Origin of the sequence: Bartonella harrusi (assembly GCF_024297065.1) — a bacterium.
Classification (GTDB): Bacteria; Pseudomonadota; Alphaproteobacteria; order Rhizobiales; family Rhizobiaceae; genus Bartonella; species Bartonella harrusi.
The window spans coordinates 883,926-909,481 of record NZ_CP101114.1; the positions used below are offsets into that span (position 1 = coordinate 883,926).

The 25,556-nt window shown below is 42.7% G+C and carries 14 protein-coding genes and 5 pseudogenes; 16 read left to right on the plus strand and 3 right to left on the minus strand.

The annotated features are described in order from the left end of the window. Nucleotides 1–664 precede the first annotated feature (664 nt). Nucleotides 665–1,282 (minus strand): annotated as a pseudogene (locus NMK50_RS04160) (type ISP restriction/modification enzyme); the annotation flags it as partial. A gap of 506 nt (nucleotides 1,283–1,788) precedes the next feature. Here NMK50_RS04160 and NMK50_RS04165 point away from each other — a divergent pair. The 11 genes and pseudogenes from NMK50_RS04165 (at nucleotide 1,789) to NMK50_RS04215 (ending at nucleotide 21,834) form a co-directional block, all read left to right on the plus strand. Then, nucleotides 1,789–3,549: a ShlB/FhaC/HecB family hemolysin secretion/activation protein gene (locus NMK50_RS04165; protein WP_254771170.1), complete on the plus strand. Its 1,761-nt coding sequence runs from the start codon at nucleotides 1,789–1,791 to the stop codon at nucleotides 3,547–3,549. Between the two features lie 93 nt (nucleotides 3,550–3,642). After that, nucleotides 3,643–11,265, plus strand: coding sequence for a two-partner secretion domain-containing protein (locus tag NMK50_RS04170; protein WP_254770980.1), 7,623 nt, complete (start codon nucleotides 3,643–3,645; stop codon nucleotides 11,263–11,265). Between the two features lie 6 nt (nucleotides 11,266–11,271). Continuing rightward, complete coding sequence (locus tag NMK50_RS04175) at nucleotides 11,272–13,812, plus strand: DUF6990 domain-containing protein (RefSeq protein WP_254770981.1); 2,541 nt, start codon at nucleotides 11,272–11,274, stop codon at nucleotides 13,810–13,812. Continuing rightward, nucleotides 13,790–15,163: pseudogene (locus NMK50_RS04180) on the plus strand (HNH/ENDO VII family nuclease); the annotation flags it as partial. The gene NMK50_RS04175 and the pseudogene NMK50_RS04180, both read left to right, overlap by 23 nt. A 17-nt stretch (nucleotides 15,164–15,180) precedes the next feature. Then, on the plus strand, nucleotides 15,181–15,651 hold the full coding sequence (locus NMK50_RS04185; protein WP_254770983.1) for an SMI1/KNR4 family protein: 471 nt from the start codon (nucleotides 15,181–15,183) through the stop codon (nucleotides 15,649–15,651). Continuing rightward, a complete protein-coding gene (locus NMK50_RS04190) occupies nucleotides 15,648–16,118 on the plus strand; it encodes an SMI1/KNR4 family protein (RefSeq protein WP_254770984.1) in 471 nt (156 codons plus the stop codon). The genes NMK50_RS04185 and NMK50_RS04190 overlap by 4 nt, the downstream gene beginning before the upstream one ends. Then, nucleotides 16,115–16,714, plus strand: a complete 600-nt coding sequence (locus NMK50_RS04195; protein ID WP_254770985.1) for an SMI1/KNR4 family protein — start codon at nucleotides 16,115–16,117, stop codon at nucleotides 16,712–16,714. The genes NMK50_RS04190 and NMK50_RS04195 overlap by 4 nt, the downstream gene beginning before the upstream one ends. Nucleotides 16,715–16,866: 152 nt before the next feature. Next, nucleotides 16,867–18,855, plus strand: a pseudogene (locus NMK50_RS04200) (DUF637 domain-containing protein); the annotation flags it as partial. A gap of 60 nt (nucleotides 18,856–18,915) precedes the next feature. Continuing rightward, nucleotides 18,916–19,506 (plus strand): SMI1/KNR4 family protein, encoded by a 591-nt coding sequence (locus NMK50_RS04205; RefSeq protein ID WP_254770986.1) that lies wholly within the window; start codon nucleotides 18,916–18,918, stop codon nucleotides 19,504–19,506. Between the two features lie 176 nt (nucleotides 19,507–19,682). Continuing rightward, a pseudogene (locus NMK50_RS04210) lies at nucleotides 19,683–21,647 on the plus strand (DUF637 domain-containing protein); the annotation flags it as partial. 61 nt (nucleotides 21,648–21,708) lie between these two features. Beyond that, nucleotides 21,709–21,834: a hypothetical protein gene (locus tag NMK50_RS04215; RefSeq protein ID WP_374112198.1), complete on the plus strand. Its 126-nt coding sequence runs from the start codon at nucleotides 21,709–21,711 to the stop codon at nucleotides 21,832–21,834. Between the two features lie 147 nt (nucleotides 21,835–21,981). Here NMK50_RS04215 and NMK50_RS04220 read toward each other — a convergent pair whose 3' ends face one another. Continuing rightward, entirely contained in the window at nucleotides 21,982–22,536 is a 555-nt protein-coding gene (locus tag NMK50_RS04220; protein ID WP_254770987.1) for a helix-turn-helix domain-containing protein, read from the minus strand. 153 nt (nucleotides 22,537–22,689) lie between these two features. Here NMK50_RS04220 and NMK50_RS04225 point away from each other — a divergent pair, with 153 nt between their 5' ends. The 5 genes and pseudogenes from NMK50_RS04225 (at nucleotide 22,690) to NMK50_RS04240 (ending at nucleotide 24,935) form a co-directional block, all read left to right on the plus strand. Then, nucleotides 22,690–22,983, plus strand: coding sequence for a helix-turn-helix domain-containing protein (locus tag NMK50_RS04225; protein ID WP_254771180.1), 294 nt, complete (start codon nucleotides 22,690–22,692; stop codon nucleotides 22,981–22,983). Nucleotides 22,984–23,183: 200 nt separating this feature from the next. Further along, nucleotides 23,184–23,576, plus strand: a pseudogene (locus NMK50_RS04230) (hypothetical protein); the annotation flags it as partial. 96 nt (nucleotides 23,577–23,672) lie between these two features. Beyond that, entirely contained in the window at nucleotides 23,673–24,401 is a 729-nt protein-coding gene (locus tag NMK50_RS04235; RefSeq protein ID WP_374112208.1) for a transposase domain-containing protein, read from the plus strand. A 20-nt stretch (nucleotides 24,402–24,421) separates the two neighbouring features. Then, complete coding sequence (locus tag NMK50_RS10590; protein ID WP_374112209.1) at nucleotides 24,422–24,520, plus strand: hypothetical protein; 99 nt, start codon at nucleotides 24,422–24,424, stop codon at nucleotides 24,518–24,520. Between the two features lie 97 nt (nucleotides 24,521–24,617). Next, entirely contained in the window at nucleotides 24,618–24,935 is a 318-nt protein-coding gene (locus NMK50_RS04240; protein WP_374112199.1) for a hypothetical protein, read from the plus strand. A gap of 223 nt (nucleotides 24,936–25,158) precedes the next feature. Here NMK50_RS04240 and NMK50_RS04245 read toward each other — a convergent pair whose 3' ends face one another. Beyond that, complete coding sequence (locus NMK50_RS04245; RefSeq protein ID WP_254770524.1) at nucleotides 25,159–25,362, minus strand: helix-turn-helix transcriptional regulator; 204 nt, start codon at nucleotides 25,360–25,362, stop codon at nucleotides 25,159–25,161. Nucleotides 25,363–25,556 lie beyond the last annotated feature (194 nt).

Consider the following 25,556-nt stretch of genomic DNA (forward strand, 5'->3'; position numbering starts at 1 on the left):
GCATTTATGATTAGAGTGCGTGTTTAAATCATGTTTTATGAGAGGGCATATGATCGTTTAAAGCCTTTCAAAAGACAGCTTGTGATTATGAGAAATGCTATCAAGGCTTTTATAGCTATTAATTTAATAGGTTTTGGGGTGTTTTTTTAGCTCATTTTAAAAAAATTTAGCAAAAAATAAAAAGTGTTATATTTCAATATGTTAAAATTTATCAATTTTCAATAAACAACTCATAGTTGACGATAATTGACAATATAGTGTGTAAATACAATCAATATTATAGGTTTTTGGGGGGAGTGTGATTTATTTTTACAAAAATAAGTCATTAAAAGAGTAACGAATAGAAGCATTCATTCTTCTTTTTAAAGAGAGCTTTTGCAAGATATGAAAGGCATCATTTGAGATTGCGAGTTAATCTTTTAAAGGCAATGTAAAAAATCTCATTCTATTTAAGATAGGATTTCTTAAAAGCCTTAAAGCAATCCAAATGAGAGTATCTAAAAGTGCAAGGCTTCTCTTTTTAGAATAGCGCATGGTAAAGAATTTTCCTTTAAGATTGTACATAAGCAACATAACAAGAGGGGTATAGATTATGGTTATAAGATCTATACCCCTTATGAGATTGGCATGTTCATATGATAGGCATGCTTCATAAGTCTTAAGTCTATTCAGTTTCTCTTAATTCCAAATTTGGTAGGTTTTTAACAATCTTCATTGTTTCTAAACTTACCGTAATAACCCTTTGGAACAATTTCAATGGATAAGCAGGGTTGCCAACGGTCTCAAGTGCATAGCGATTGGTATCATTAACAATGCCACTCTTTTTATCAGTTTTTACACATTGACGCCCCATAACCCATTCAAGAGCGGGTTTACCATTTACGATATAGTCATAAGCTTTAAGAGGAATATCTGTTATTGTGATATTGCTATTGTAAATAACAGTGGTTTTATTCTTTTCCTTGCTATTGCCAGCGAATTTCATTTCTGTAACGTAATAAAACTTTTCGGGGTTCTTGATATCTGTCAGTTTTGGATTGCCTTTTTTAAAGGTCACGAGATAAGGTTCTATGGTTTTATAATTAACGTGTAAATTTTCTAATTCACGACCAGCATTAACAAATTCCCAGAAATCTTCAGCACTCTTTACACAAGGGATGCGAGGGAGCTCTTTAGAGAGATTATCAGCATAACAAGCACGATAATCTTCTGAATGCAAGAGCCCGTAAACATAATAAAAGATATCTTCTTTAGTGATGTTCTCATTAGGATAAGAAGATTTAGAGCCTTATATTGAAATTTCTTTAAACCCGCATCTGGAATCCCATCATGATTTTTTTTGCTTTGATAGGCTATAAGCTTTGGTCATGATGTTTAATTGATCCGATGATAATAAAACTATAGCTACTTGCTATAGCTCATCTATAGTTGCTGTCTCTCAGATGTAACAGTTAAACGATTAAAATGAATAATATTGTTTATTAAACTGTTATGAATGGATTAAAGTCTTTTTTTATTCTCTGAATAGGTTTACACACTCTACCTTGGTAAATTTGTACAAGTGCGTTCTTGCACTTTAATAGAGAGATGAAAGTCTTCATGGGGGGAGATAAGATAGTTTTTATAGCCAATAAAGCGGGGGCAGACAGTACAGTTTATGTTTTTTCCCTTCCTCTTCAAAGAATTGTTTTCTTCAGAACATTACAACAATGTTATGCATTTTGTTTTTCTTTCTTAAGGAAGCATAAGGTGTATTGTTTTGCCCTTCCTGTTGAGTGTAAAAAATTAATGATCCGGTTATTTTGTTGTTTTGTGCTTGCCATGGTTTTAAGTGTTATCGCATTGCCGGGTTTTGCAGAAAATATACGGGATCAAGTGATCCATCAATCAGAGACTATTCAACGTCAACAAACGCAACAGCGACGTTTTCAGGAATGGCACAAAAGGACAAGAAAGCCTGAAGTATTTTTTGAGGATGATGAGGAAAGCACCTCCGATAATGCTTCGAGATCAAAAACCTGTTTTATGATCAAAAATATTGCGTTGATGGGTGCTAGGTTGATTTCTTATAGAGATCTTCATGGCAGCATTTCCCGTTGGGAAGGGCACTGTTTAGGCATTGATGATATCAACAAAGTGCTCAAAGCGGTAACCATGCTTTATGTCAAGCGTGGTTATATCGCGGTGCGGGCTTATTTGCCTGAGCAAGATTTAAGGGGTGGTCATCTCAAAATTGTTGTTGTTGAAGGTCGTGTAGAGGATATCACCCTGGATGGTCATAAAGTTGAGAGGAAAGATCGCGGCGAAATCGCCACGGCTTTTCCAAATCTGATTGGTCATCCGACCAATTTACGCGCGATAGAACAAGGGCTTGATCAAATTAATCGGCTGTTTTCTCGTCAAGCCACTCTTAATCTTGAAGCTGGAAAAGTTTCTGGTGATTCTATTCTTGATCTTCATATAGTCAAACAGAAACCTTGGAGTTTTACAGTTTCCAGTGATAATCTTGGAGCTCAGGCAACAGGTCTCTACCAAACACGCTTGAGCCTTTCTTTTGATGATTTATTAGCTTCCAATGATCAATGGTCGTTTAGCTATCAGCGCTCCATGGATGGTGGTGTGTATTATTTCACAGACGCGCGTCCCAACAGTGATACGGTCACGGGCTCCTTTTCCATTCCCTATGGTTATTGGACAGCGGGTTTTGATGGCACGTGGAGCCAATATCATTCGAGTGTTAAAGGAATATTTTCTGACATTTTAACATCGGGCAAGTCGTTATCGCTTACCCCTTGGATTTCGCGGGTTATTGCCCGTGATCAGGAGGGCAAGACATGGCTTACGGGACGATTGACCTGGAAATATGCCGATAATTTTATTCTGGGCAGTAGGATTGATGTATCGAGCCGTAAATTGGCTATTGCGACCTTTGCATTTGATCATATGCGCCAATGGCTTGGAGGAGAATTGAATGTTCATCTAGGGTTTCATAAAGGTTTAGCGATCTTAGATGCCTATGATGATAAAGAGCAAGAAAATGTCTCGCTCAATGCGCCCAAAGGGCAATTTAGAAAATGGTCTTTTTCCTTGAGCTATGTGCGTCCTTTTTCACTCCATTCATATCATTTTCGCTACAATAGCCTGTTTTCAGGGCAGTGGTCTCCCGATAGTTTGTTTGGTTCAGAACAAATATCGCTTGGCGGCAACTCTTCTATACGCGGGGTGCGTGAGGCGGTTTATTACGGCAATAACGGAGTGTTTTGGCGCAATGAATTGTCCCTGTTATTGCCAGGTTTTACCTCCAAGAGAGGTCGTAAATTGATGAGCCAATTTTCCCCTTATTTGGCGCTTGATCTGGGGGCTGTGGCCGATGATGCAAGCAAAAACAGTTTTGGTGGTCGCTTGGTTGGCGCAACGCTTGGTTTTCATGCGGCTGGAGAGATGATGGATGTTGATTTGTCTTATTCCAATCTTTTGAAGGCGTCGACACCGCTGGAGAAAGGGACTAGGGGTGGAGTATTGCAAGTACGGGCTTTGTTAAGGTTTTAGAGGAAGGGGCGGTAAAGGATATCGCTTTGTTGTTTACACCCTTTGGGGGCTTTTTTTACAAAAAGATTGATAGGATTTGATGAGGAGTGAAAGATGCGGGGATTGAAGGATCAACAGCATAAATTGGGATATGAAGCCAAGCTCGGGCAGCATGCTCTTGGTATTTTGCAGAAAGGGGCGCACAAGGGGCTTTCTCTGGTTTTAAGCTTTTGCTTGGCCTTTCAGCCATTTTTATTGCAAGCACAAGCGCTTGGCACGCAAGGCCCTGTTGGGCAAGAGAACCAAGGGATTAAAGCGGCTGATGGGGTTGGCTCTGTTTTCCGCCCAACGGTGGGCGTAGCAGGCAATGGTGTGCCGCTGATTGATATTGCGCGTCCCAATGGACACGGTCTTTCTCATAATAAATATGACACTTTTAATGTTGATGCCCATGGTGTGATTTTAAACAATTCCACCAAAGAGGTTTCGCGTTCACAGCTTGGGGGATTGGTGCCTGGTAACGGCAATTTACGCGGTGTTGGGGCAGCAAAGGTTATTCTCAATGAAGTGGTGAGCGCCAATCGCTCGCGTCTTGAAGGGATGACGGAAGTTCATGGGCAAGCGGCAGATGTGATTATCGCTAATCCCAATGGACTGACCTGTAATGGTTGCGGTTTTATCAACACACCACGGGTGACCTTATCGACTGGGCAGCCGATTATTGGGGCTGATGGTTCTTTGAGTGGTTTGCGTGTTGAAGGTGGTAACATCACCATAGGTGCGCATGGGGTTGATGGAAGTTCATTGGATATTTTTGATCTTGTTTCGCGCAAGATCCGTATAGAGGGACCCATTCAAGTCAAAGGGGAATTGGCGGTTATAGCAGGGCATAATCATTTTGATTATGGGAAGCGAGAAGCAACGTCACTTGGTTCTGATGGCAAAGAGATGGAATTGGCAATCGATTCCAGCGCGTTTGGTGGCATGTATGCGGGGCAGATCCGGGTTCTTGCCAATGATAAAGGTGCGGGCGTCAAGATGCTGGGCAATATGGCAGCCAATGCCGGCGCCATGAAGTTGACCAGTGATGGCAAGCTGGTGTTTGCCAAAGCACGTGCTAAAGGATCTGTCAAAGCGCATTCTCATCATGACAGTGTGCATGTGAAAGATCTGGTTTTTTCAGAACAGGCGGTTGAGCTAAAAGCTTCGAAGCATGTTGAACTGGCAGAGCATGCTCGCGTTGCGGCAAAGGATGCTGTTGATGTGCAGGCTTCTACTATTGCCCTTAAATCGGATACTTTGTTGGCGAGTGGCATTGACAATGATGGCACACAGTCAGCGACGGGTTCTTTACACCTCAAGGCAGGAAGACTTGAGGCGGGGAATGGACGGATAGCCGCCGGTGGTCTTTTAGAGATCCAAGCAGCAAATATTGATTTTTCGCGTATAAAAGACAATGGGCAAACAGGGATCTCTTCCCTTGGTGATATGACCATTAAAAGCAATCACATCCATGCTTTCAACAACCATATTGGTGCGAGCGGGACTATTGTCTTGAGAGCCGATGAGGCTCTCAGCGTAGGGGGTGGTCATTATAGTGCTGGCGGTTTTCTTTTGATGGAAGCCGCACAATTGTCTTCTCGCGCCAAATTAGGAGCAGAGCAAAAAATTGACCTTTATGCGCATAGTGGTGATCTTCTTCAAGAAGGGACTGTCTCGTCTAATGGGGAGGTCACGCTTAAAGCCCATGACGCTCTCAATCACACCGGTGCGATTGTCAGTCTCCAGAAGGTTTCCTTGACAGCGGGCGGCATGCTGACAACCGGACAAGAGAGTGCAATTTTAAGTCATGATATTGCTATGAACGTTGATGCTCTTACCCAAGCGGGGGTTATGGAAGCGCAAGAGGGCACATTAACCCTTCAAATGCGTGATGGGGTCATCAATAGCGGCACAATGCGCGGTGATAGCGTTGATGTCCATGCTGGTGCTTTGACCAATCAAGGTTTGTTGATTGCTCACAATGCTATGCAACTGACGATCCGTGCCAAGGAAGGGCCTGGGGCGCAAAAAGCCTTTGTTAAAAATGCCTCTGAAGCCGTTTTGCAAAGTGGTGGCGCTTTTGTTTTATCAGCAGGACACTTAACCAATGCCGGTAGCATGGGCTCCAGTGGTGAGAGTGTTGCCCTCAATGTGGAGGGTGATGTCAACAATAGTGGGCTGATCTATGGCAAAAAATCCACAACGCTTGCTGTGGATGGTGCTTTAACCAACAAGCATGGCAAGATAATTGCTGAAGAAGATCTCACCCTTGGTGGGTTGAAGAGAGAACGTGCTGGGCATGTGGTTAATGAAGAGGGAGTCTTGAACAGCTTTACCGGCAAGATGAAACTTGTCGCAACTTCTTTAACCAATAAAAGTGCAAAATCAGCTGATCCATCCCGACAAGATGCAACATTGCAAGAGCAACAGAGCGCTAGACTCGATGAGGGGGAGGCAGCCTACATCTTAGCACGTGGTGGTTTACTGATAGATGTTGGTGCTTTTGAGAATCGTGACAGTCTGATCTCTACGCAAGGTGCTACCAGTGTTGTTGCCGACAGGATAGCGCAGGCTGGCATTGTGGAAAGTGAGAGTGGTGATCTTCAACTGACCAGCCATGGTGCGCTGATCAATAGCGGTTTGATTGCAAGCAATGGTGCAATCACTCTTGAAGCAGGAAAGGATCTGCTACAGAGCGGACGGATTGTTTCGCAAAAGGGGATAGAGCTCTCCAGTAATGGCACATTAACAATGGAAGAACCAAGTGAGGTTGCTGCCTATGCTGTTGTCCTTAAAGCGAAGACACTAAACCAAGCAGGGCATATGGAAGCCCAAGGTGGCACGCTTACCCTCAAAAGCCATGGTGTTTTAAGCAATACCGGTACCATGGTGGGTGGTGTTATTGAAGCACAACTTGGTTCTTTAACAAATTCCGGTCAGCTTTTAGCCAAGGATTCCTTGACGCTTGTCGCAGAAAATCATGATCCGTTATGGGAGCAGGGTGGTCTGCTTTTAAATGGGAAAGGTGGGGTTCTCAAAAGTGGTGGTGCTTTTGTTATAACTGTCGCTGCCTTGAGCAATGCTGGTAGCATGGGTTCGAGTGGTGATGGCGTTACCCTCAATGTGACAGGGGATATCAGCAATAGTGGGCTGATTTACGCCAATAAGTCAGCAATACTCTCCTTGGATGGAACATTCCTCAATAAATTTGGTGATGTCATTGCCGAAGACAGTTTCACTGTGCGTGGTTTAAGTGGAGAGTGGGCTGGTTCTGTGATCAACAGTTCTGGGCTTTTAGAAGCCGTCTCCGGTGATATGATTTTTAATGTCTCTTCACTTACCAATATGCGTGAAGGTGGGGTTAAGGTAACTGACAAGGTGGTTGGTCACAGTTACAAGCGAGGACATTGGGAAGGAACGAATGTTAAGCACCACCAGATCAAGGAAGATGTGAAGACCACCATTATTCGTCAGCAGCCTCATTTTACCAATAACGCAGCACAGATTTTGGTAGGGCGTCATTTAACAGTTCATGCTGGTGATATCAGCAATAGCTATAGTTTTATTGCCGCCAATGGCAATATTGCGATGCAGGGTGATAGCCTGCTCAATGAAGGGTATGATTTAATTGAAACAACCAAAATTGTAACAACAACACACCGCAGACGCAAACATTGTACTGTTGCCAATGGGGGCTGTTCTTGGGGCGGTATCACAGATTTAGGGAGTATTACGAATACAGCCATAAATACACGCACCTATGATACTTTTTACGGCACGATAGAAGCAGGTGGCACTCTTGATGCAAAGGTGACAGGCACTCTTAACAATCATGCGGTGCGTGAGGGGGCAGGCCAAGTTGGTTTAAGCTCTGGTGATAAAAGTTTGGCTGGCGTTAAAAATACCGATTTTGATAGTTCAAAACAACTGATCAGCAAGGACCGGTTGGAGGGCATTATCAAGGGTTTGACGGGGCACAAAGCACTTTTTGTTCCAAGCCCGCAAACACCAGCAGCACAATTCATACAGGTGCCTACACAAGAGGGGCTTCGTTCTGTCAAAACAGAGTTGAGTGGCACGCAAACCCCGCAAGTGTCGTTTGTGGTCGAAACACGCCCAGATTTTATTAATCCCAGCAAATTTTTAGGGTCTGACTACTACTTAAAAAAGATTGGCAATTATAAGCCTGAACAAGCGTTTAAAAGGCTAGGGGATGCTTATTTTGAATATCGCTTGGTGGGGGAGCAAATCTTTGAGTTGACCGGCAATCACACTCTGCTTGAGGTTGAAGATCCCAATGCCCAAATGCAAAGGCTTTATGACAATGCTGTCGAGCAGCAAGGTCCCTTGGGGTTAGAGCTAGGAAAACCCTTAACGCAAAAGCAGATTGCTGGATTGCAAAAGGATATCATCTGGCTTGAGACAATTGAGAAGAATGGACAAGAGGTTTTGGTACCGCGGGTTTATTTAGCGCCAACCTCGTCTCTTACACAGGGTGTTGAAGGAACACAAAGATCCCAACAAGGAAACCTTGCCAGTGCTCGCCTAAAGGGAAAAGGGGTCAGCTTCAATGCAAACAGCCTTACCAATAGTGGTGCTGTAGTCAGTCACGATGCATTGCATGTCACGACCAAGAAAAGTTTGTTCAATGATGGTGGATTTTTAGATGCTTCTGGGTCTCTAGAGCTCACCAGTGATGATTTTTTAGCCAATTATTCCGGTGTTGTTCATGGTGATATCATCACCCTTACTGCTCAGAGCATAGCCAATGGAACGGCTAAAATCCGTGAGAATAATGAATATGGTTTTGTTGATCGGGCGGGGCAGAAGGGACAAATCCTCTCTGATCATCACTTAAACATCCACAGCCTTGGCGATTTGAGCGTTGAAGGAGGGGAGTTTACCAGTGGCGGTCCGATGACAATGATTGTCGATGGTTCTGCTAACTTTAGTGCCTTGGCGCTAGAGGGTGAACACAAGCAGACATTGGAAAAAGGCCATTATGATGCGCAAAGCAGGACGCATCAGTTGAGTGAACTCAACAGTGGAGATGATCTTACCATTGTTACGAATGGCGACCTCACCATGGATGGGGTGAAGGCTCAAGCAAAGGGCGATGCGCGTTTTGACAGTGGTGGTGCTCTGAGTATGACTTCAGTGCAAGATTTGAGCAGTTTTGATTTAGACCTTAGGGGCAAAGAAGGTGATAAATCGAAGCAAAAGAATAAGTTTCGTCAACAATCCACACAAGTGACCACAAACAAAACCACAGCAGAGGCTGGTGGCAATCTCTCAATCTCTGCGCAAAACGGTGACCTCACCTTTGCTGCGTCTGGGTTGTCCAGTGGTGGTCAAACGCATCTTGTTGCAGAGAAGGGTAAGATCAAGCTTCTGACCAACAAAGATCAAGACTTTGAGGAGATTTATCAGCGTAATGAAAATTTGGTTTGGTGGAGTGAGAGTGACAAAGGTTACTTTGAGGAGATCATCAAACATGTCACCATGGAAGCTGGGGGTGGTGTTAAGATTGAAGCAGGCAATGGCATTGTTGCCGAATATAAGGCAACGGGTGATTTAGACAAATCCCTTGAACAATTGTCTCGCTCGCCGGGGATGGCATGGATTAAGCAACTGCGTGATGATCCCCTTTTAGCCAAACAAGTGGATTGGCAAGCAGTTAAGGCTGAGTTTAAACACTGGGATTATAAATCCCAAGGTCTGACAGAAGCTGGTGCGGCTTTGGTGGCCTTGGTTGTGACAGCAGTGACAGCTGGTGCTGCTTCCACAGCTGCTGGTGCCATGACCAGTGCTTTGGGTGTTGGTTCTAACACCGCCATGAATGCGGCGATGCAAGCCGGTGTGCAAGCGCTGATCAATAAAAGCGCTGTAGCGCTTGTCAATAATCGTGGTGATATTGCCGCCGCATTGCATGAGCTTGGCTCTTCCAAGACACTCCTCAGCATTGTCTCTTCGATGGTGACAGCGGGTTTGACCAGCCAATTGACAGATATGGCAGGGGTTGGTCAATCTTTGCCCAAAACGGCTCCTTTTGCAGAGCGGATTGCCCATGAAGCAGAAAAGAACCTGATCAAAGCCTCCATTGGCGCGGGTGTGCAAACGGTTCTTGAAGGTGGCTCTCTTGAGAAGAACTTTTTTACCAATCTGCGCACTGCTCTGTCTGATACGGTTGGCAAGACATTGGCAGAAGAAATTGGCACGGCCAAGGCTGAAGGAAAGATTGACACGGTCACTCAGATTGTTGCCCATGCTGGTCTTGGTTGCTTAAAGGGCGCTATTGCAAACGGTGTTTGCTCCTCTGGGGCCGTGGGCGGCGCTGTGGGCGAAGCCACCGCAATGCTCCAGTTTAAACTGTGGGTGAAGGGCATTGTAAAAGAGGAAATGGGGGAGCTGAAGGGTCGCACACCAACCCCTGAAGAACAAGCCCGCATCACGGCAAGGATTGATGCTGAATTTGCTTCCTTTAGAGACAACACCATTAATGTTGCACGGGCTGCGGGAGGCTTTGCTGCGGGTCTTGCTGGTGGTGATGTGAATAGCGGTGCCGATGCTGCAGGAAATGCCGCGGAAAACAACTACCTCAGCAGCGCTCAACAAGCACAGAAGAAGAAGGAGTTAGAGGAGTGTCCAGATAAGTGGTGCCGAAGAGACGTTGAAGAAAAATGGCTCGAGATTGATGACCAACAAGATGTGTTTTTTTCGGTAGGTGTGGTTGCTGGTGCACCCGCTGAATTATATGAGACGGCTCAAGGTTTTTGGCAAATGGTGCGCCATCCCATAGAGACTTTGGAAGCACTTAAATCTCTAGTAACGAGTGGAAATGTTACAGAAACAATAAAGCAATCTTATCTAGAGCGTATTAATTATTTAGAGGAGGAATATCAAAGAGCGGGAATTAGCGGATCGTTTCATGCTGGAGTTGAACTTGGGAAACTATTGACTGAAGCAGCATCTCTAGTGGCGGGAGGTGCTGGGCTAGCCAAGGGTGGTGTGAAGCTTATTGGCAAGCTGACCGAAAAGGCTCTTAACAAATTTGCTGTTAAGGCTGAAACAACGGCTGCAAAAGTAGGTAGCGAAGTTTCTCAAACACTCGGAAAAATTGGCAATGAAGTAAACGCTACCCATGCTGAGGAAGAAATTGCTCAACTGCCTAAAAAAACTAACACTGGTAAGCTTGGAAAAGCCAGAGAACATCATAACAGAAAACGTGCAGAAGTTATACAAGATTTAAAGCAGAAAGGTTTTTCGCCGAGCAAGAAAGAAATAACTTATAAAATCAAGATTGAAAAAAATGGAAAATTGATTGAGACGACAACTCGTCCTGATATTACCTATATCGATGAGAATGGTAGATTAGCGTTTATAGAGATAAAAACGGGTGATGGTGAGTTAACTAACAACCAAAAAGTTTTTGTAGGAAATTGTGAAGTAGGATCAATAACGCCTTGTGGTTCTAATGCTAAAGAGTATTTAAATGAAGAAAAAGAGACACTTACTCGGTATCAAGCAGAACTTGAAAAAAATGCAAATAATTTTAAAGGGGATATAAAACAATGGGAGGATAAATTGAAAAAATTTAACGAAAAGTGGATTACAGAACAATTAGGCATGGAATGGAAAGATGAATTATATACCCATAAAGTCAACAGATATCCAAGCTATTTAGAAGAAAAGTGAATGTTTATGCGAACCAAAGATGTAACAGAAATTTTAAAAAGATGTGGTTGGGAGGCACATCGCGATGAAGTGGGCGATACATTTGCTTATTATTATCTCTCCGATCGTATTATACACATCCTTTATGATATCGTAGATTATGGGGATAATGGGGAAAGTTTTCGGTTGTCTGTTAATCTCACCACTGCTGCTTATTGTCTTGGCTGGGAATATGATAATGGCGAAAAATCTCAATATAAAAATACACTAATTTCCGCAAAAGAGGACTTTGATATTATAGAATCGGATCTTTCGGAAAGTCATATCAAAGATGCTTTAAATAGAGTAATAGTATGGGCACAGGAACAAGATATTGAACAAAAATTACGTGAAGAAGCTGCCGATCACTCTCTTGTTGCAAAGGCTTTGCTTGGTGATATAGAAGCTTTAAAGGATTCTGAATCTATACCTCAGTTGTATGTACCAGAATTTGCTGATTACAAAATAATGACGCGGTACGAGCGTCTCTTTCTTTTTGCACAAGCCCATAAAAATGGGGAGTTAGATGATATTCTGGCACGCAAAAAACCTAAACAACGTTTGATGAGTCTTACAACAGCAAATTGTATTCTTAAAACGCAGGGGTGGATCTCTACGTTGCTAGGAAAAATGTGGCTCTCTTTGCCAGACCGTTTTATTAAGTTTGATTTGGGCTTTGTATATCTCCATGATCAGTACAATATCCATCTCGAATCTGAAATATCTAACGAAGAGATTTCTAAGGCTTGCTGGTATGTGCATTTTCATGGACAACGTAATCTCGTACGACCTACAGATATTTATGAGTCTTTTAATATGATTGGGGGGAAGGGTATTCTTAATAAGGGAATTGATATTTGTGTAAAGACATTGAATGAACAAGAGTTGGCAAAAATCTCTGAGCGGATAATACAATGGGCACGTGCTCAAGACTTGCAAGGATCGATAGAAAGCAAAACGCTTGTTCAAAAATATAACTACAATACAGATATAATTTGGCATTTGGCTTGTTTAGCATTGACCGGAAAAATCAATGTGCTGAAATCTTATCAAAGTTCTATTGCTGTAGGTACTATTTCTGAATATTTGGAAAGCAATATTGTAGAGAAGTCTGTTAAGTACGCGGTTGAATTTGCTGAAAAATATCTAAAAATTCTAAAAGAGCGAGAGGTAGCAGAAGCGCATTTTAGCCCACATGCTTTAGTGATTTTCAATAAAATTGCCGAGCACCTAAAAGCGATGGGTTGGACAGTTTATCGCGATAAAGATTACAATCGCAATGCTTATTTTATCAGTAAAGACCGTGTCATCAACATAATGTATAGCTTTGACATGGAAATGGAAGCACCAATCATTGCGTTCAAAGCTTCATTTTCAACACTTAGTTTTTCTACTGTTCATCGGCATATATTTCCTGATAAACCCCAATATACACCGATTAAAGAGGCAGAAGAAGTTTATACATTGTCTGGTGCTGAATTGGATGAAGGCAAACTGAAACAAATTTGTGCGGATATTCTTGAGTGGGCAGATCGGCAAAATGTCAATCAAATCATCTATGATTATGCCGCTTTGCCACCAGACAGTAAACTTGACCTTGTGCTGTGCCACTTTGTTGCACTTGTTCTGATTGGAGATATTGAAAAGCTTAAATTTTATAAGGAAAATTTTAGGGCAAAAAACCGCCTAGGTTTTGTAGATTATATCACAAAATATGATATCGACAATGCGCTTACTCTTGCACGGGATTATCGAAAAGGTTTTCCAAAAAACGCTCCGATTTTATCCCTTGATCCACAAACAACGTTCCTTGACATGAAAACAGCATCTGTTGCTGAGAATGAGGAGGTGGATGAAGTGGATGATAATGATGATCGTCTTACCATGGAAAGTGCAACGGCACTTTTGAAAAGCTTGAATTGGTCAGTTAAGAAAATCAATGAAGACGATTATATGGCGAGCTATCAATTGGCCGATCGTGAAGTTGATATTCTTTATAACGACGAAGTTGCTAAAGATTACCCGCAATTTGATAGCGCCTTTTTAATTAGTACCGGCATACTTGCCGCTGCTTGCAAAGTCATTGATCCTACTCATTCTGAAGATTTACCGGATTTAAACCTTAATTTTGAAGCCAAGGGATTGGAAATCTTTGAAGCAGAGGTGAGTGCGGATCGATTAAAGCAGGCACTTGATGATGCATTAGAATGGGCGGTAAACGCCATTGATCTTCATGAAGAACTCCGCTCTCACTATGGTACTGCGTCTTGGGAAGTAAGCAATGTAAATGAAAAAACCGATGCGCATTATGGCTTGCTTCATATTGGTGCCCTTGCTTTATTGGGTGATATTGAAAGCTTACAGTCTTATCAACAAAGCTTTTTGACAGGAGATCATCTAGGCTTTGATGAGAACATCAACCAAACCCATCTTGAACGTGCACTGATTTTAGCCAAAGAAGTAAAAGGAAGCAAACAACTCAGCTACGCTTTGATTAAACAGGTAGCAGATTGGCACGGCCAAGGCTGAAGGAAAGATCGACACGGTCACTCAGATTGTTGCCCATGCTGGTCTTGGTTGCTTAAAGGGCGCTATTGCAAACGGTGCTTGCTCTTCTGGAGCCGTGGGCGGCGCTGTGGGTGAAGCTACCGCAATGCTCCAGTTTAAACTGTGGGTGAAGGGCATTGTAAAAGAGGAAATGGGCGACCTGAAGGGTCGCACACCAACTCCTGAAGAACAAGCCCGCATCACGGCAAGGATTGATGCTGAATTTGCTTCCTTCAGAGACAACACCATTAATGTTGCACGGGCTGCGGGAGGCTTTGCTGCGGGCCTTGCTGGTGGTGATGTGAATAGCGGTGCTGATGCGGCAGGGAATGCCGCGGAAAACAACTACCTCAGTAGTGCTCAACAAGCACAGATGGAGAAAGAATTAAAAGAATGCCATGATTATTTGTGTAAAGCAAAAGTTTGGGCGAAATGGTCTGCGATTAGTGGAGGGCAAAATATAAGTCTTGCAGCTGGTGTAGTTGCTGGTGTGCCTGCTGAAATATACGATACGGTTGATGGTTTTGCGCAGATGGCTAGCCATCCCATCGATACTTTGAAGGCGCTCAAAGAGTTCTTCACAAGTGGTGAGGTATTGGCGACCATTGGGCGGTCCTATGTAGAGCGTATTGATCATCTGACGGCAGAATATGAAAGAGCAGGGGCAAGTGGCGCTTTTAATGCTGGTCTTGAAATCGGAAAATTATTGACTGAAGTCGCAGCATTGTTTGCTGGAGGTGCTGGGTTAGCCAAGGGTGGTGTAAAGCTTATTGGCAAGCTTACCGAAAAGGCTCTTAACAAACTCGCTGTTAAGGCTGAAAAAACTGTTGTAAAAGCAGGTAGCGAAGTTTCTCAAACACTCGGAAAGATGAGCGATGAAGTTATTGCAACTCAATATTTGGGGCAGGAAAGAAAATTCTGGTCAGCGGATCCCGTTGAGGTTGAGTTTGAAATGACTTACAAGGGAGAAAAAATTACTCAGAAAAATAAAATTTATCAGAGAGATGATCTGTTCGATCCTAATAGAATTTCTGAGTGGAAAGTAAAAGGAGAAACGGTGTGGGGTACAAATATTGAAAGGATGAAGGCAGGGAACGCTCCTATTGGTTTTGATGGTAAGTCTGTTGAATTGCATCATATGCTACAAACGCCAGATGGTCCCTTAGCAGAGGTTACTAATGCATTTCATAACGAACATCACTCTGTTATTCATATTAATCCCAACACCATGGGATCAGGTATCGATAGACAGCAGTTTAATAAATGGAGAGAAAAATATTGGAAAGATCGCGCTAAGACTATAGAAGAAAAGATGCAGATAGAAAAACAATAAGTTATGGAGAATAATCGATGAAGATTTATACTTTGGATGATGTTGTACAATTAGTTGATAAATACAGTGATGATATCAATTTGGGTACTTCAGATCATGGACCTGATGATATAGTGATTGAAAAGGCTGAGAACGCTCTTGGTTTGCAATTTACATCTTCTTATAAAAGTTTTTTAAAAAGTTATGGAGGAGGAGACATTGGTGGTGAAGAAATCTTCAGTCTTTATGAGAATAGTGTAGGTATTCCTGCTGGTGATATTGTTTACTACAACTTACAAGATAGAAAACATGGTTTTGCAACACCAGAACAGCTTGTTGTGAGTAGAACAGATTTTGGTGAGACATTTTACTTTGATTATACTCAGTTTCGGGATGGTGAATGTCCGCTCTATCTTAAATTTCCACCTAGAGATCCTCAATATTATGCGAGTAATTTTTATGAATTTTTATGTAAAAAAATTAAGGATAATCTTGGTTATGATTCATGAAAATTTATACTTTAACTGATGTTGCACAATTAGTTGATAAATATGGTGATGATGTCAATTTTGCTACTGAAGATAAGGCAGTTGATGATATAGTGATTAAGGAGGCTGAAGAAATTCTCGGTTTGCAGTTTACAATTTCTTATAAAGATTTTTTAAAAAATTATAAAGGGGGAGATATTGGTGGTGAAGAAATCTATAGTCTTTATGAGAATCCTATGGGTATTCCTGCTGATGATATTGTTTACTACAACTTACAAGATAGAAAACATGGTTTTGCAACACCAGAACAGCTTGTTGTCAGTAGAACAGATTTTGGTGAGACATTTTACTTTGATTATACTCAGTTTCGGGATGGCGAATGTCCACTCTATCTTAAATTTCCACCTAGAGATCCCCTTTATTATGCAAGCAATTTTTATGAATTTTTATGCAAAAGAATTAAGGAGCATGCAGGGGAGGATTCATGAAAACCTATACCTTAGATGATGTCAGAGAATTAGTTGATAAATATGAAGGCGATATTGTCAATTTTGGGGCTGAAGACGATGAAGACAATGAAACTGATGATCTTGTGATTGAAAAAGCGGAGAAAGCTCTCGGTCTACAATTCACAATATCTTATAAAGTTTTTTTAAAAAAATATGGAGGAGGAGAAATTGGTGGTGAAGAAATATATAGTCTTTATGGTGATTGTGGGGAAGGTATTCCTGCAGGTGATATTGTTTACCGAAATTTGATCGATAGAAGAGATGGTTTTACGACACCAGAACAACTCGTTGTGAGTTATGATCTTGATGAAACCTTTTATTTTGATTACACGCAGTTTCGGGATGGTGAATGCCCACTCTATGTCAGGTTTGCGGATGAGGAGTGCGAATATTACGCCAGTAATTTTTATGAATTCTTGTGCAAAAGAATCAAAGTGCATGCAGGAGAGGATATAGAACAGGTCTATGTGGGTGATGAGACAGGGCATGAAAAGACTGAGCAAACACCCCCTCCGCAACCTCTCCCTTTTTACAAGAGTCTTTGGAAAAAACTATGGCGGAGGGACAATTCCTGAAAACCTAGACCTCAGATGATATTGTACAATTGGTTGCAAAGAGAAACCTTATGCAGACCAAAGAAGCAACAAAGATAAAAAACGTGGCAGAGACCTCTATCGTGATGAAATAGGGAGACGCATGTCTTTTATTCTCTCCTTGATCGCATTGATCCAAACAAGTTTCTTGGCACTCTTTTAAATCTGAGTTTAAACACTGGGATTATAAATCCCAAGGTCTGACAGAAGCCGGTGCGGCTTTGGTGGCCTTGGTTGTGACAGCAGTGACAGCTGGTGCTGCTTCCACAGCTGCTGGTGCCATGACCAGTGCTTTGGGTGTTGGTTCTAACACCGCCATGAATGCGGCGATGCAAGCCGGTGTGCAAGCGCTGATCAATAAAAGCGCTGTAGCGCTTGTCAATAATCGTGGTGATATTGCCGCCGCATTGCATGAGCTTAGCTCTTCCAAGACACTCCTCAGCATTGTCTCTTCGATGGTGACAGCAGGTTTGACCAGCCAATTGACAGATATGGCAGGGGTTGGTCAATCTTTGCCCAAAACGGCTCCTTTTGCAGAGCGGATTGCCCATGAAGCAGAAAAGAACCTGATCAAAGCCTCCATTGGCGCGGGTGTGCAAACGGTTCTTGAAGGTGGCTCTCTTGAGAAGAACTTTTTTACCAATCTGCGCACTGCTCTGTCTGATACGGTTGGCAAGACATTGGCGGAAGAAATTGGCACGGCCAAGGCTGAAGGAAAGATCGACACGGTCACTCAGATTGTTGCCCATGCTGGTCTTGGTTGCTTAAAGGGCGCTATTGCAAACGGTGCTTGCTCTTCTGGAGCCGTGGGCGGCGCTGTGGGTGAAGCTACCGCAATGCTCCAGTTTAAACTGTGGGTGAAGGGCATTGTAAAAGAGGAAATGGGCGACCTGAAGGGTCGCACACCAACTCCTGAAGAACAAGCCCGCATCACGGCAAGGATTGATGCTGAATTTGCTTCCTTTAGAGACAACACCATTAATGTTGCACGGGCTGCGGGAGGCTTTGCTGTGGGTCTTGCTGGTGGTGATGTGAATAGCGGTGCTGATGCGGCAGGAAATGCCGCGGAAAACAACTACCTCAGCAGCGCTCAACAAGCACAGAAGAAGAAGGAGTTAGAGGAGTGTCCAGATAAGTGGTGCCGAAGAGACGTTGAAGAAAAATGGCTCGAGATTGATGACCAACAAGATGTGTTTTTTTCGGTAGGTGTGGTTGCTGGTGCACCCGCTGAATTATATGAGACGGCTCAAGGTTTTTGGCAAATGGTGCGCCATCCCATAGAGACTTTGGAAGCACTTAAATCTCTAGTAACGAGTGGAAATGTTACAGAAACAATAAAGCAGTCTTATCTAGAGCGTATTAATTATTTAGAGGAGGAATATCAAAGAGCGGGAATTAGCGGATCGTTTCATGCTGGAGTTGAACTTGGGAAACTATTGACTGAAGCAGCATCTCTAGTGGCGGGAGGTGCTGGGTTGGTCAAAGGAGGCGTGAAGCTTGGCGAAAAGGCTCTGATCAAGTTCATAGCTCGGAAAGATTTTGCCCAATTTGCTTCTAAGAAAAACCTTGCCAAACTTGCTGCTCAGGCAGATCCTGCCAAATATGCTGCGAAGAAAGGCCTAACCAAACTTGCTGCTAAAGACAAAAAACTTTGGTTAAAAGAAAAACCCACTCAATTTACCGATAGCAAAACGGGACAGACAAACAAAGTCTATCAGAGAAACGATCTGTTCGATCCTGACAGAGTTTCTAAATGGACTGAGAAAGGGAAAACAATATGGGGCACCAATATTGAGAGAATGGCAACAGGAAGCGCACCTAAGGGTTTTGATGGTAAGTCTGTTGAGTTACATCATCTGAAGCAAACGCATGATGGTCCCCTAGCAGAAATGAGTAGTACAGATCATAAAAAATATACTTCCGTGATTCATGTTGACCCCAAGACACATCAGTCACTTATCGATAGAACAAAATTTGATCGGTGGAGAGAGGAATATTGGAAGGAACGCGTTCAAGGGTATAGAGAACAAAAAAACAATAATTTAGGAGGAATGATTGATATGAAATGGGGTATCATAGGGATAGATTTTGGAAAATGGGGACAAACGAAGGAGCAGAGATAAGCTGCGGTTAATTGAAAAGAGACAAAAAAAACTTATAGAAGAATGTATGGAGAATGATCGATGAAAACTTATACCTTAGATGATGTCAGAGAATTAGTTGATAAATATGAAGGGGATATCGTTAATTTTGCTAGCAAGGATAAGGAGGCTGATGAACTCATGATTGAAAAAGCTGAAAAAGCTCTCGGTTTGCAGTTTACAACGTCTTACAAAGCTTTTTTAAAATATTATAAAGGGGGAGACATTGGTGGTGAGGACATTTATAGTCTTTATGAGGATTGTGCACCCACTTCCGATTTTAGTATTGTTTTTCAAAACTTAAATGATAGAAAACGTGGTTTTGTGACACCGGAACAACTTGTTGTGTGTGATGCTGATTTTGGTGAAACCTTTTACTTTGATTATACGCAGTTTCGGGATGGTGAGTGCCCACTCTATGTCATGTTTGCGGATGAGGAGTGCGAATATTACGCCAGTAATTTTTATGAATTCTTGTGCAAAAGAATCAAAGTGCATGCAGGAGAGGATATAGAACAGGTCTATGTGGGTGATGAGACAGGGCATGAAAAGACTGAGCAAACACCCCCTCCGCAACCTCTCCCTTTTTACAAGCGTTTTTGGAAAAAACTATGGCGGAGGGACAATTCCTGAAAACCTATAACTTAGTATATTTTGTACAATTGGTTGCAAAGAGAAACCTTATGCAGACCAAAGAAGCAACAAAGATAAAAAACGTGGCAGAGACCTCTATCGTGATGAAATAGGGAGACGTATGCCTTTTATCCTCTCCTTGATCGCATTGATCCAAATAAGTTTCTTGGCACTCTTTTAAATCTGAATTTAAACACTGGGATTATAAATCCCAAGGTCTGACAGAAGCTGGTGCGGCTTTGGTGGCCTTGGTTGTGACAGCAGTGACAGCTGGTGCTGCTTCCATAGCTGCTGGTGCCATGACCAGTGCTTTGGGTGTTGGTTCTAACACCGCCATGAATGCGGCGATGCAAGCCGGTGTGCAAGCTCTGATCAATAAAAGCGCTGTAGCGCTTGTCAATAATCGTGGTGATATTGCCGCCGCATTGCATGAGCTTAGCTCTTCCAAGACACTCCTCAGCATTGTCTCTTCGATGGTGACAGCAGGTTTGACCAGCCAATTGACAGATATGGCAGGGGTTGGTCAATCTTTGCCCAAAACGGCTCCTTTTGCAGAGCGGATTGCCCATGAAGCAGAAAAGAACCTGATCAAAGCCTCCATTGGCGCGGGTGTGCAAACGGTTCTTGAAGGTGGCTCTCTTGAGAAGAACTTTTTTACCAATCTGCGCACTGCTCTGTCTGATACGGTTGGCAAGACATTGGCAGAAGAAATTGGCACGGCCAAGGCTGAAGGAAAGATTGACACGGTCACCCAGATTGTTGCCCATGCTGGTCTTGGTTGCTTAAAGGGCGCTAGTGCAAACGGTGCTTGCTCTTCTGGAGCCGTGGGCGGCGCTGTGGGGGAAGCCACCGCAATGCTCCAGTTTAAACTGTGGGTGAAGGGCATTGTAAAAGAGGAAATGGGCGACCTGAAGGGTCGCACACCAACCCCTGAAGAACAAGCCCGCATCACGGCAAGGATTGATGCTGAATTTGCTTCCTTTAGAGACAACACCATTAATGTTGCACGGGCTGCGGGAGGCTTTGCTGTGGGTCTTGCTGGTGGTGATGTGAATAGCGGTGCTGATGCGGCAGGAAATGCCGCGGAAAACAACTACCTCAGCAGCGCTCAACAAGCACAGAAGAAGAAGGAGTTAGAGGAGTGTCCAGATAAGTGGTGCCGAAGAGACGTTGAAGAAAAATGGCTCGAGATTGATGACCAACAAGATGTGTTTTTTTCGGTAGGTGTGGTTGCTGGTGCACCCGCTGAATTATATGAGACGGCTCAAGGTTTTTGGCAAATGGTGCGCCATCCCATAGAGACTTTGGAAGCACTTAAATCTCTAGTAACGAGTGGAAATGTTACAGAAACAATAAAGCAGTCTTATCTAGAGCGTATTAATTATTTAGAGGAGGAATATCAAAGAGCGGGAATTAGCGGATCGTTTCATGCTGGAGTTGAACTTGGGAAACTATTGACTGAAGCAGCATCTCTAGTGGCGGGAGGTGCTGGGTTGGTCAAAGGAGGCGTGAAGCTTGGCGAAAAGGCTCTGATCAAGTTCATAGCTCGGAAAGATTTTGCCCAATTTGCTTCTAAGAAAAACCTTGCCAAACTTGCTGCTCAGGCAGATCCTGCCAAATATGCTGCGAAGAAAGGCCTAACCAAACTTGCTGCTAAAGACAAAAAACTTTGGTTAAAAGAAAAACCCATTCAATTTACCGATAGCAAAACTGGTCAGACATACAAAGTTTACCGAAGAGATGACCTCTATGATCCTAACAGAGTTTCTTACTGGATGGAAAACAAGAAAGAAATGTGGGGCAACAATGTTGAGAGAATGAATGCAGGAAGAGCACCTATTGGTTTTGATGATAAACCTGTTGAGTTGCATCACCTGAATCAAAAGCATGATGGTCCCCTAGCAGAAATTAGCCATGAATTTCATAAGAAATATACTTCCGTGATTCATGCTAATCCCAAAACACATCAATCACTGATCGATAGAGAAAAGTTTAAGAAGCAGAGAGAGGAATATTGGGATAAACGTGGTAATGGGTATGGAGAACAAAAAAACAGTAACTTAGGAGGATTAATTGATATGAGATGGGGTATCATAGGGATAGATTTTGGAAAATGGGGACAGGTGAAGGAGCAGAGATAAGCTGCGGTTAATTGAAAAGAGATAAAAGAAACTTATGGAAATAATTAATGGAGAGTAATTGATGAAAATCTATACTTTAGATGATGTTGTAGAATTAGTTGATAAATATAATGATATTATCAATTTTCGTACTGAAGAAAATGTGGCTGATGATCTACTGATTGAACCGGTTTTGAAGACTCTTTGAAAAAAATGTAATTACCTTCAAAATCAGCCCAAAATGACCAAAAAAGCAAAATAGAAACGCGTCATATGGTGCATTTCTATTTTTATCGCATATAATCTTTTAAAAACAATAATTTAATTTATTTTGTTAATGTAAGAAGAAACGCGCCTACATTTTTCCTTTTAGAGGGACATTAGACCGTATTTGTGTGGTTGTTAGATGTGCTTTTTCAGCTTCAATTTGTCGCTTTAAATGCAACTTTAGAAGAGAAAAAGTCGCTTCGACTTCTTCTGGGTCATTGATGTTTTGAACAAGCTCTTGCAACTTTATACAAAGCTCTGCCGCTAATTCCGCTATATCTTCAGGGGGGAGTTTTATTTTTGCGTCGCGATAGGTTGTATAAGCTATGCGACCGAGCTTTTTCATGAGTCCAGGAGGGATAGTCTGTGGTTTAAAACCCGCTGCTTTTGCCTTTGCCATGTCACTAAACATCTCACCTTCACCAGTGAGAAGCCAATGAAAGTCTATGCCATAAATTGTGTGATAGGCAATTATGATAGAGGAGGGTGGTTCACTTACGCCGAGCTCATAATTTGCGAGTGTACCTTTCGCTAGATCAAGAGATTTTGCAAAAGTACCGCGTTCTTCATTTCCAAGCATTTTTCTTATTTCACGCAACCGTTTTGCCAGCGGCGTTTTGGGTTCTGAATCGGGACGTGCCAAAAAAATACCCCATAAATTTATTTTTTATGTTTATAAAACATATAAAATGAGTTAACTATACTATTACAGCCCGTTATGAAGGGCAGTTATTACACAAAGAACCCCACAAAAGACGGATGGTTGCGACATCCGTTTCAAGCAGGAGCGAAAGTTATGACTCTCACACACACATGGGATCGCCATAGTATTTTAGCTGAGCTACGCCGCCGTAACATGACCTTGGCGGAACTCACGAAAGTTTATCAAATCCCGTCATCCAGTGTCAAAAACATTTGGACACGGCCCAATGAAAAAGCCGAACGTGCTATTGCCGATTTTATCGGCTTGCCCGTCGAGCAGGTTTTTAGCGACCGCTACCCTAAAACGAACCGTCGCATTTTTAAAGCAGCAAAACATGCCAATACGGATTTGAGTGCACATTCCACATTGCGCGGTAATGCCGCTTGAACTTTGTTGCAAGGTTGTGCGTGTGTTTTACGCATTTCCCATGAATTTAAATATCATAAGATAAAAAGAGTTATCAATGTCTAAACATCAATACGAAATGGGCAAGATAAATTGCAGAGAGTTGCATAGCCAAACGGCGGTTTGGATAGGTTTGTTTTGGCGCTTAGGTGATAAGCAGTTTCTCTTTAGAGGGGGGTGTTATGGTTGCAGCTTGTAATTTATGGACCCCAGAGGCCAAAAGAAAAATCGTCAATCCTTATTCAGAAGTTGAACGGATAGAAGCAATGCTTGCTTGTTGTTTTAAAGCGGTAAATGGAGGCTTTAGGCATCTTCCAATCCGGTATATTATTGATCCGCCGCATGGTTTGTTTGATGCGGCATTAGCACGGCAGATTGTGATTCATATTTTGCATTATCAGTTTGAGATACCGCGGCGGCGTCTTGTTGCTATGCAAGAGCGTGAACGCACTGCTGTTGCTCGCTCTTTGCGTACGATTAATCGTCGTTTAGAGGAGCCCGTTTTTGCTAGGGCTTATCGAAGATGGGTGTGTCGTGCGATGGATTTGTTTTTTAAAGAAATTTCCAAGGCGGCTGTGGTGTTGGCACGTGAGGGAGAAGAAAAGGCAAAAAAGCTTTATCCAGCACAACGGCGTGATCGCTCGAGCCTGCATGCTTTGCAAGCGGTGAATATGGATGGGCATAAGTTGGATGTTTTTGTGACTGTTCCTTGGGCTCAAAGACCTGTGCGCCTTTATTTGATAGCTATTCAAGATCTTTATTCTGGGAAGATTTTATCGTGGCGCCTATCGGATGTTGAAAGCTGGGAAATCGTTCGTTTGGTGATAGGGGATATGGTTGAAGCCTATGGGATACCGGAGCGCATGACTTTGGATAATGGGCGTGCCTTTACCAGCAAATGGATTTCTGGGGGTGTGCAAAACCGTTTTTGCTTTAAGATTAAGCCGGATGATCCGCAAGGACTTTTGACGAGTTTGGGTGTGCAATTGCAATGGACGACGCTTTATAGTGGGCAATCGAAACCGATTGAACGGGCATGGCGTGATTTGGCGGAGGGGATTTCGAAACATCCTTTTTGTGCGGGGGCTTATACGGGCAATAAGCCGGATGCTAAGCCTGAGGATTATGGTAAGCGTGCGATTTCGTTGGAAGAATTTAAAGCCCATGCTGGCGCGCAGATTATGGCGCATAATGAGCAAACGGGGCGCAAGGCGGTTAATTGTGCGGGACGCAGTTTTGATGTGACCTTTGCTGAGAGTTTAAAAGCCGATGGGACGGTTGTTCGGCAAGCAACAGCGGCGCAACGGGCTTTGTGGCTTTTGACTTCACAAGCGCTTCGGGCGCAAAAGGGTACGGGTGAGATCCATTTTATGGCAATCGTTACTGGGCGCATGCGTTGAATGAATATGCGGGGCAGAAGGTGATTGTGCGCTTTGATCCGGATCATTTGCATCAGGATTTGCGGGTTTATGATTTGAACAAAAAGTTCATTCGACGAAGAACAGGGAGGAAAAAATGAAACAAACCTTAAAATATTATTAAGTGGGATCATTCTATTAATTATCTCTGGATGTGACATTGAAAATATTGACAAGTCTCCTCGAGGAGAGACAGCTGTGTGGGAGAAGCTAGGAGCAGATTCTACTGAGGTAGGAAAAGCATTGCTAGAATGTGGTATGCCGCACCTTAATTATCTTGAGGATGAAGTTCAAAAGCTAAGCGATAATGATAGTGCAACGATTGATGCTTGCATGATCCAAGCAGGTTTCCATTATAAAGGGAGCGGTGACTGGTGTTATACTTTTAGAGAGGAAAACCTCCCTATTTGTCAGCGTGGTGCTGTTATTCCGCAGCGCAGTGTCAAAAAACGCTTAAATAGCCCTTTTTGTAACAGGTATAAAACGCACCTGAATGCCAACCCTAAGTCTTACTGATGATAATGAACAATCCTGCTCTTTTTGCTTTCGCTTTAAAGAGCGGGATTGTTGTTTCAACTGCTAATTTCCTACACTATCTATCAAGCAATGTGATTGTAGGGAGTTCTTTTGAGTATAAGTTCATATTCTCATCTATGATATTGCATCACAGGACAGATTTTGCACCCTTAAATTTGCGATAATTTGAGAAAGTCTTGTCCGTCCTTACGTGACAAGTTTTTTATGCCACATCACTGAGATGTTGACGTTGCGTTTTGGCTTTTTCAATCACATTCAGCAGATCGGATTGTAACCAGCGCGATAAAGAACCAAATTTTAAGGATTTTGGTAAAGATCCATTGGTTACATGCCGACGGAATGTTGAAACGCTATGCAATAATTTTGCACTTTCACGGTCTGTAAGAAGAACATCATTTTCAGTCATAACTGATCCTTTCAATCTAAAAAAGAGTAACAAGTCATAAGCGTTTGTTAACCATATTTTCTTAAATTGGAAAGTAAGTTTATTCATAAAAAACAGCACTTTATGATGTATTTTCTCATTTGATAATTTATGAGTCTTATTGAAACGGAATGAGAGAACGAAGAGAGAAAGTTATCCACAGATAATGAAATAAA

Coding starts and splice junctions, on each gene's coding strand:
- NMK50_RS04235 (WP_374112208.1), top strand. CDS start 23,673: ATGGATGGGCATAAGTTGGATGTTTTTGTGACTGTTCCTTGGGCTCAA.
- NMK50_RS04205 (WP_254770986.1), top strand. CDS start 18,916: ATGAAAACTTATACCTTAGATGATGTCAGAGAATTAGTTGATAAATAT.
- NMK50_RS04185 (WP_254770983.1), top strand. CDS start 15,181: ATGAAGATTTATACTTTGGATGATGTTGTACAATTAGTTGATAAATAC.
- NMK50_RS04195 (WP_254770985.1), top strand. CDS start 16,115: ATGAAAACCTATACCTTAGATGATGTCAGAGAATTAGTTGATAAATAT.
- NMK50_RS04165 (WP_254771170.1), top strand. CDS start 1,789: ATGATCCGGTTATTTTGTTGTTTTGTGCTTGCCATGGTTTTAAGTGTT.
- NMK50_RS04215 (WP_374112198.1), top strand. CDS start 21,709: ATGAAAATCTATACTTTAGATGATGTTGTAGAATTAGTTGATAAATAT.
- NMK50_RS04245 (WP_254770524.1), bottom strand. CDS start 25,362: ATGACTGAAAATGATGTTCTTCTTACAGACCGTGAAAGTGCAAAATTA.
- NMK50_RS04225 (WP_254771180.1), top strand. CDS start 22,690: ATGACTCTCACACACACATGGGATCGCCATAGTATTTTAGCTGAGCTA.
- NMK50_RS04175 (WP_254770981.1), top strand. CDS start 11,272: ATGCGAACCAAAGATGTAACAGAAATTTTAAAAAGATGTGGTTGGGAG.
- NMK50_RS04190 (WP_254770984.1), top strand. CDS start 15,648: ATGAAAATTTATACTTTAACTGATGTTGCACAATTAGTTGATAAATAT.
- NMK50_RS04170 (WP_254770980.1), top strand. CDS start 3,643: ATGCGGGGATTGAAGGATCAACAGCATAAATTGGGATATGAAGCCAAG.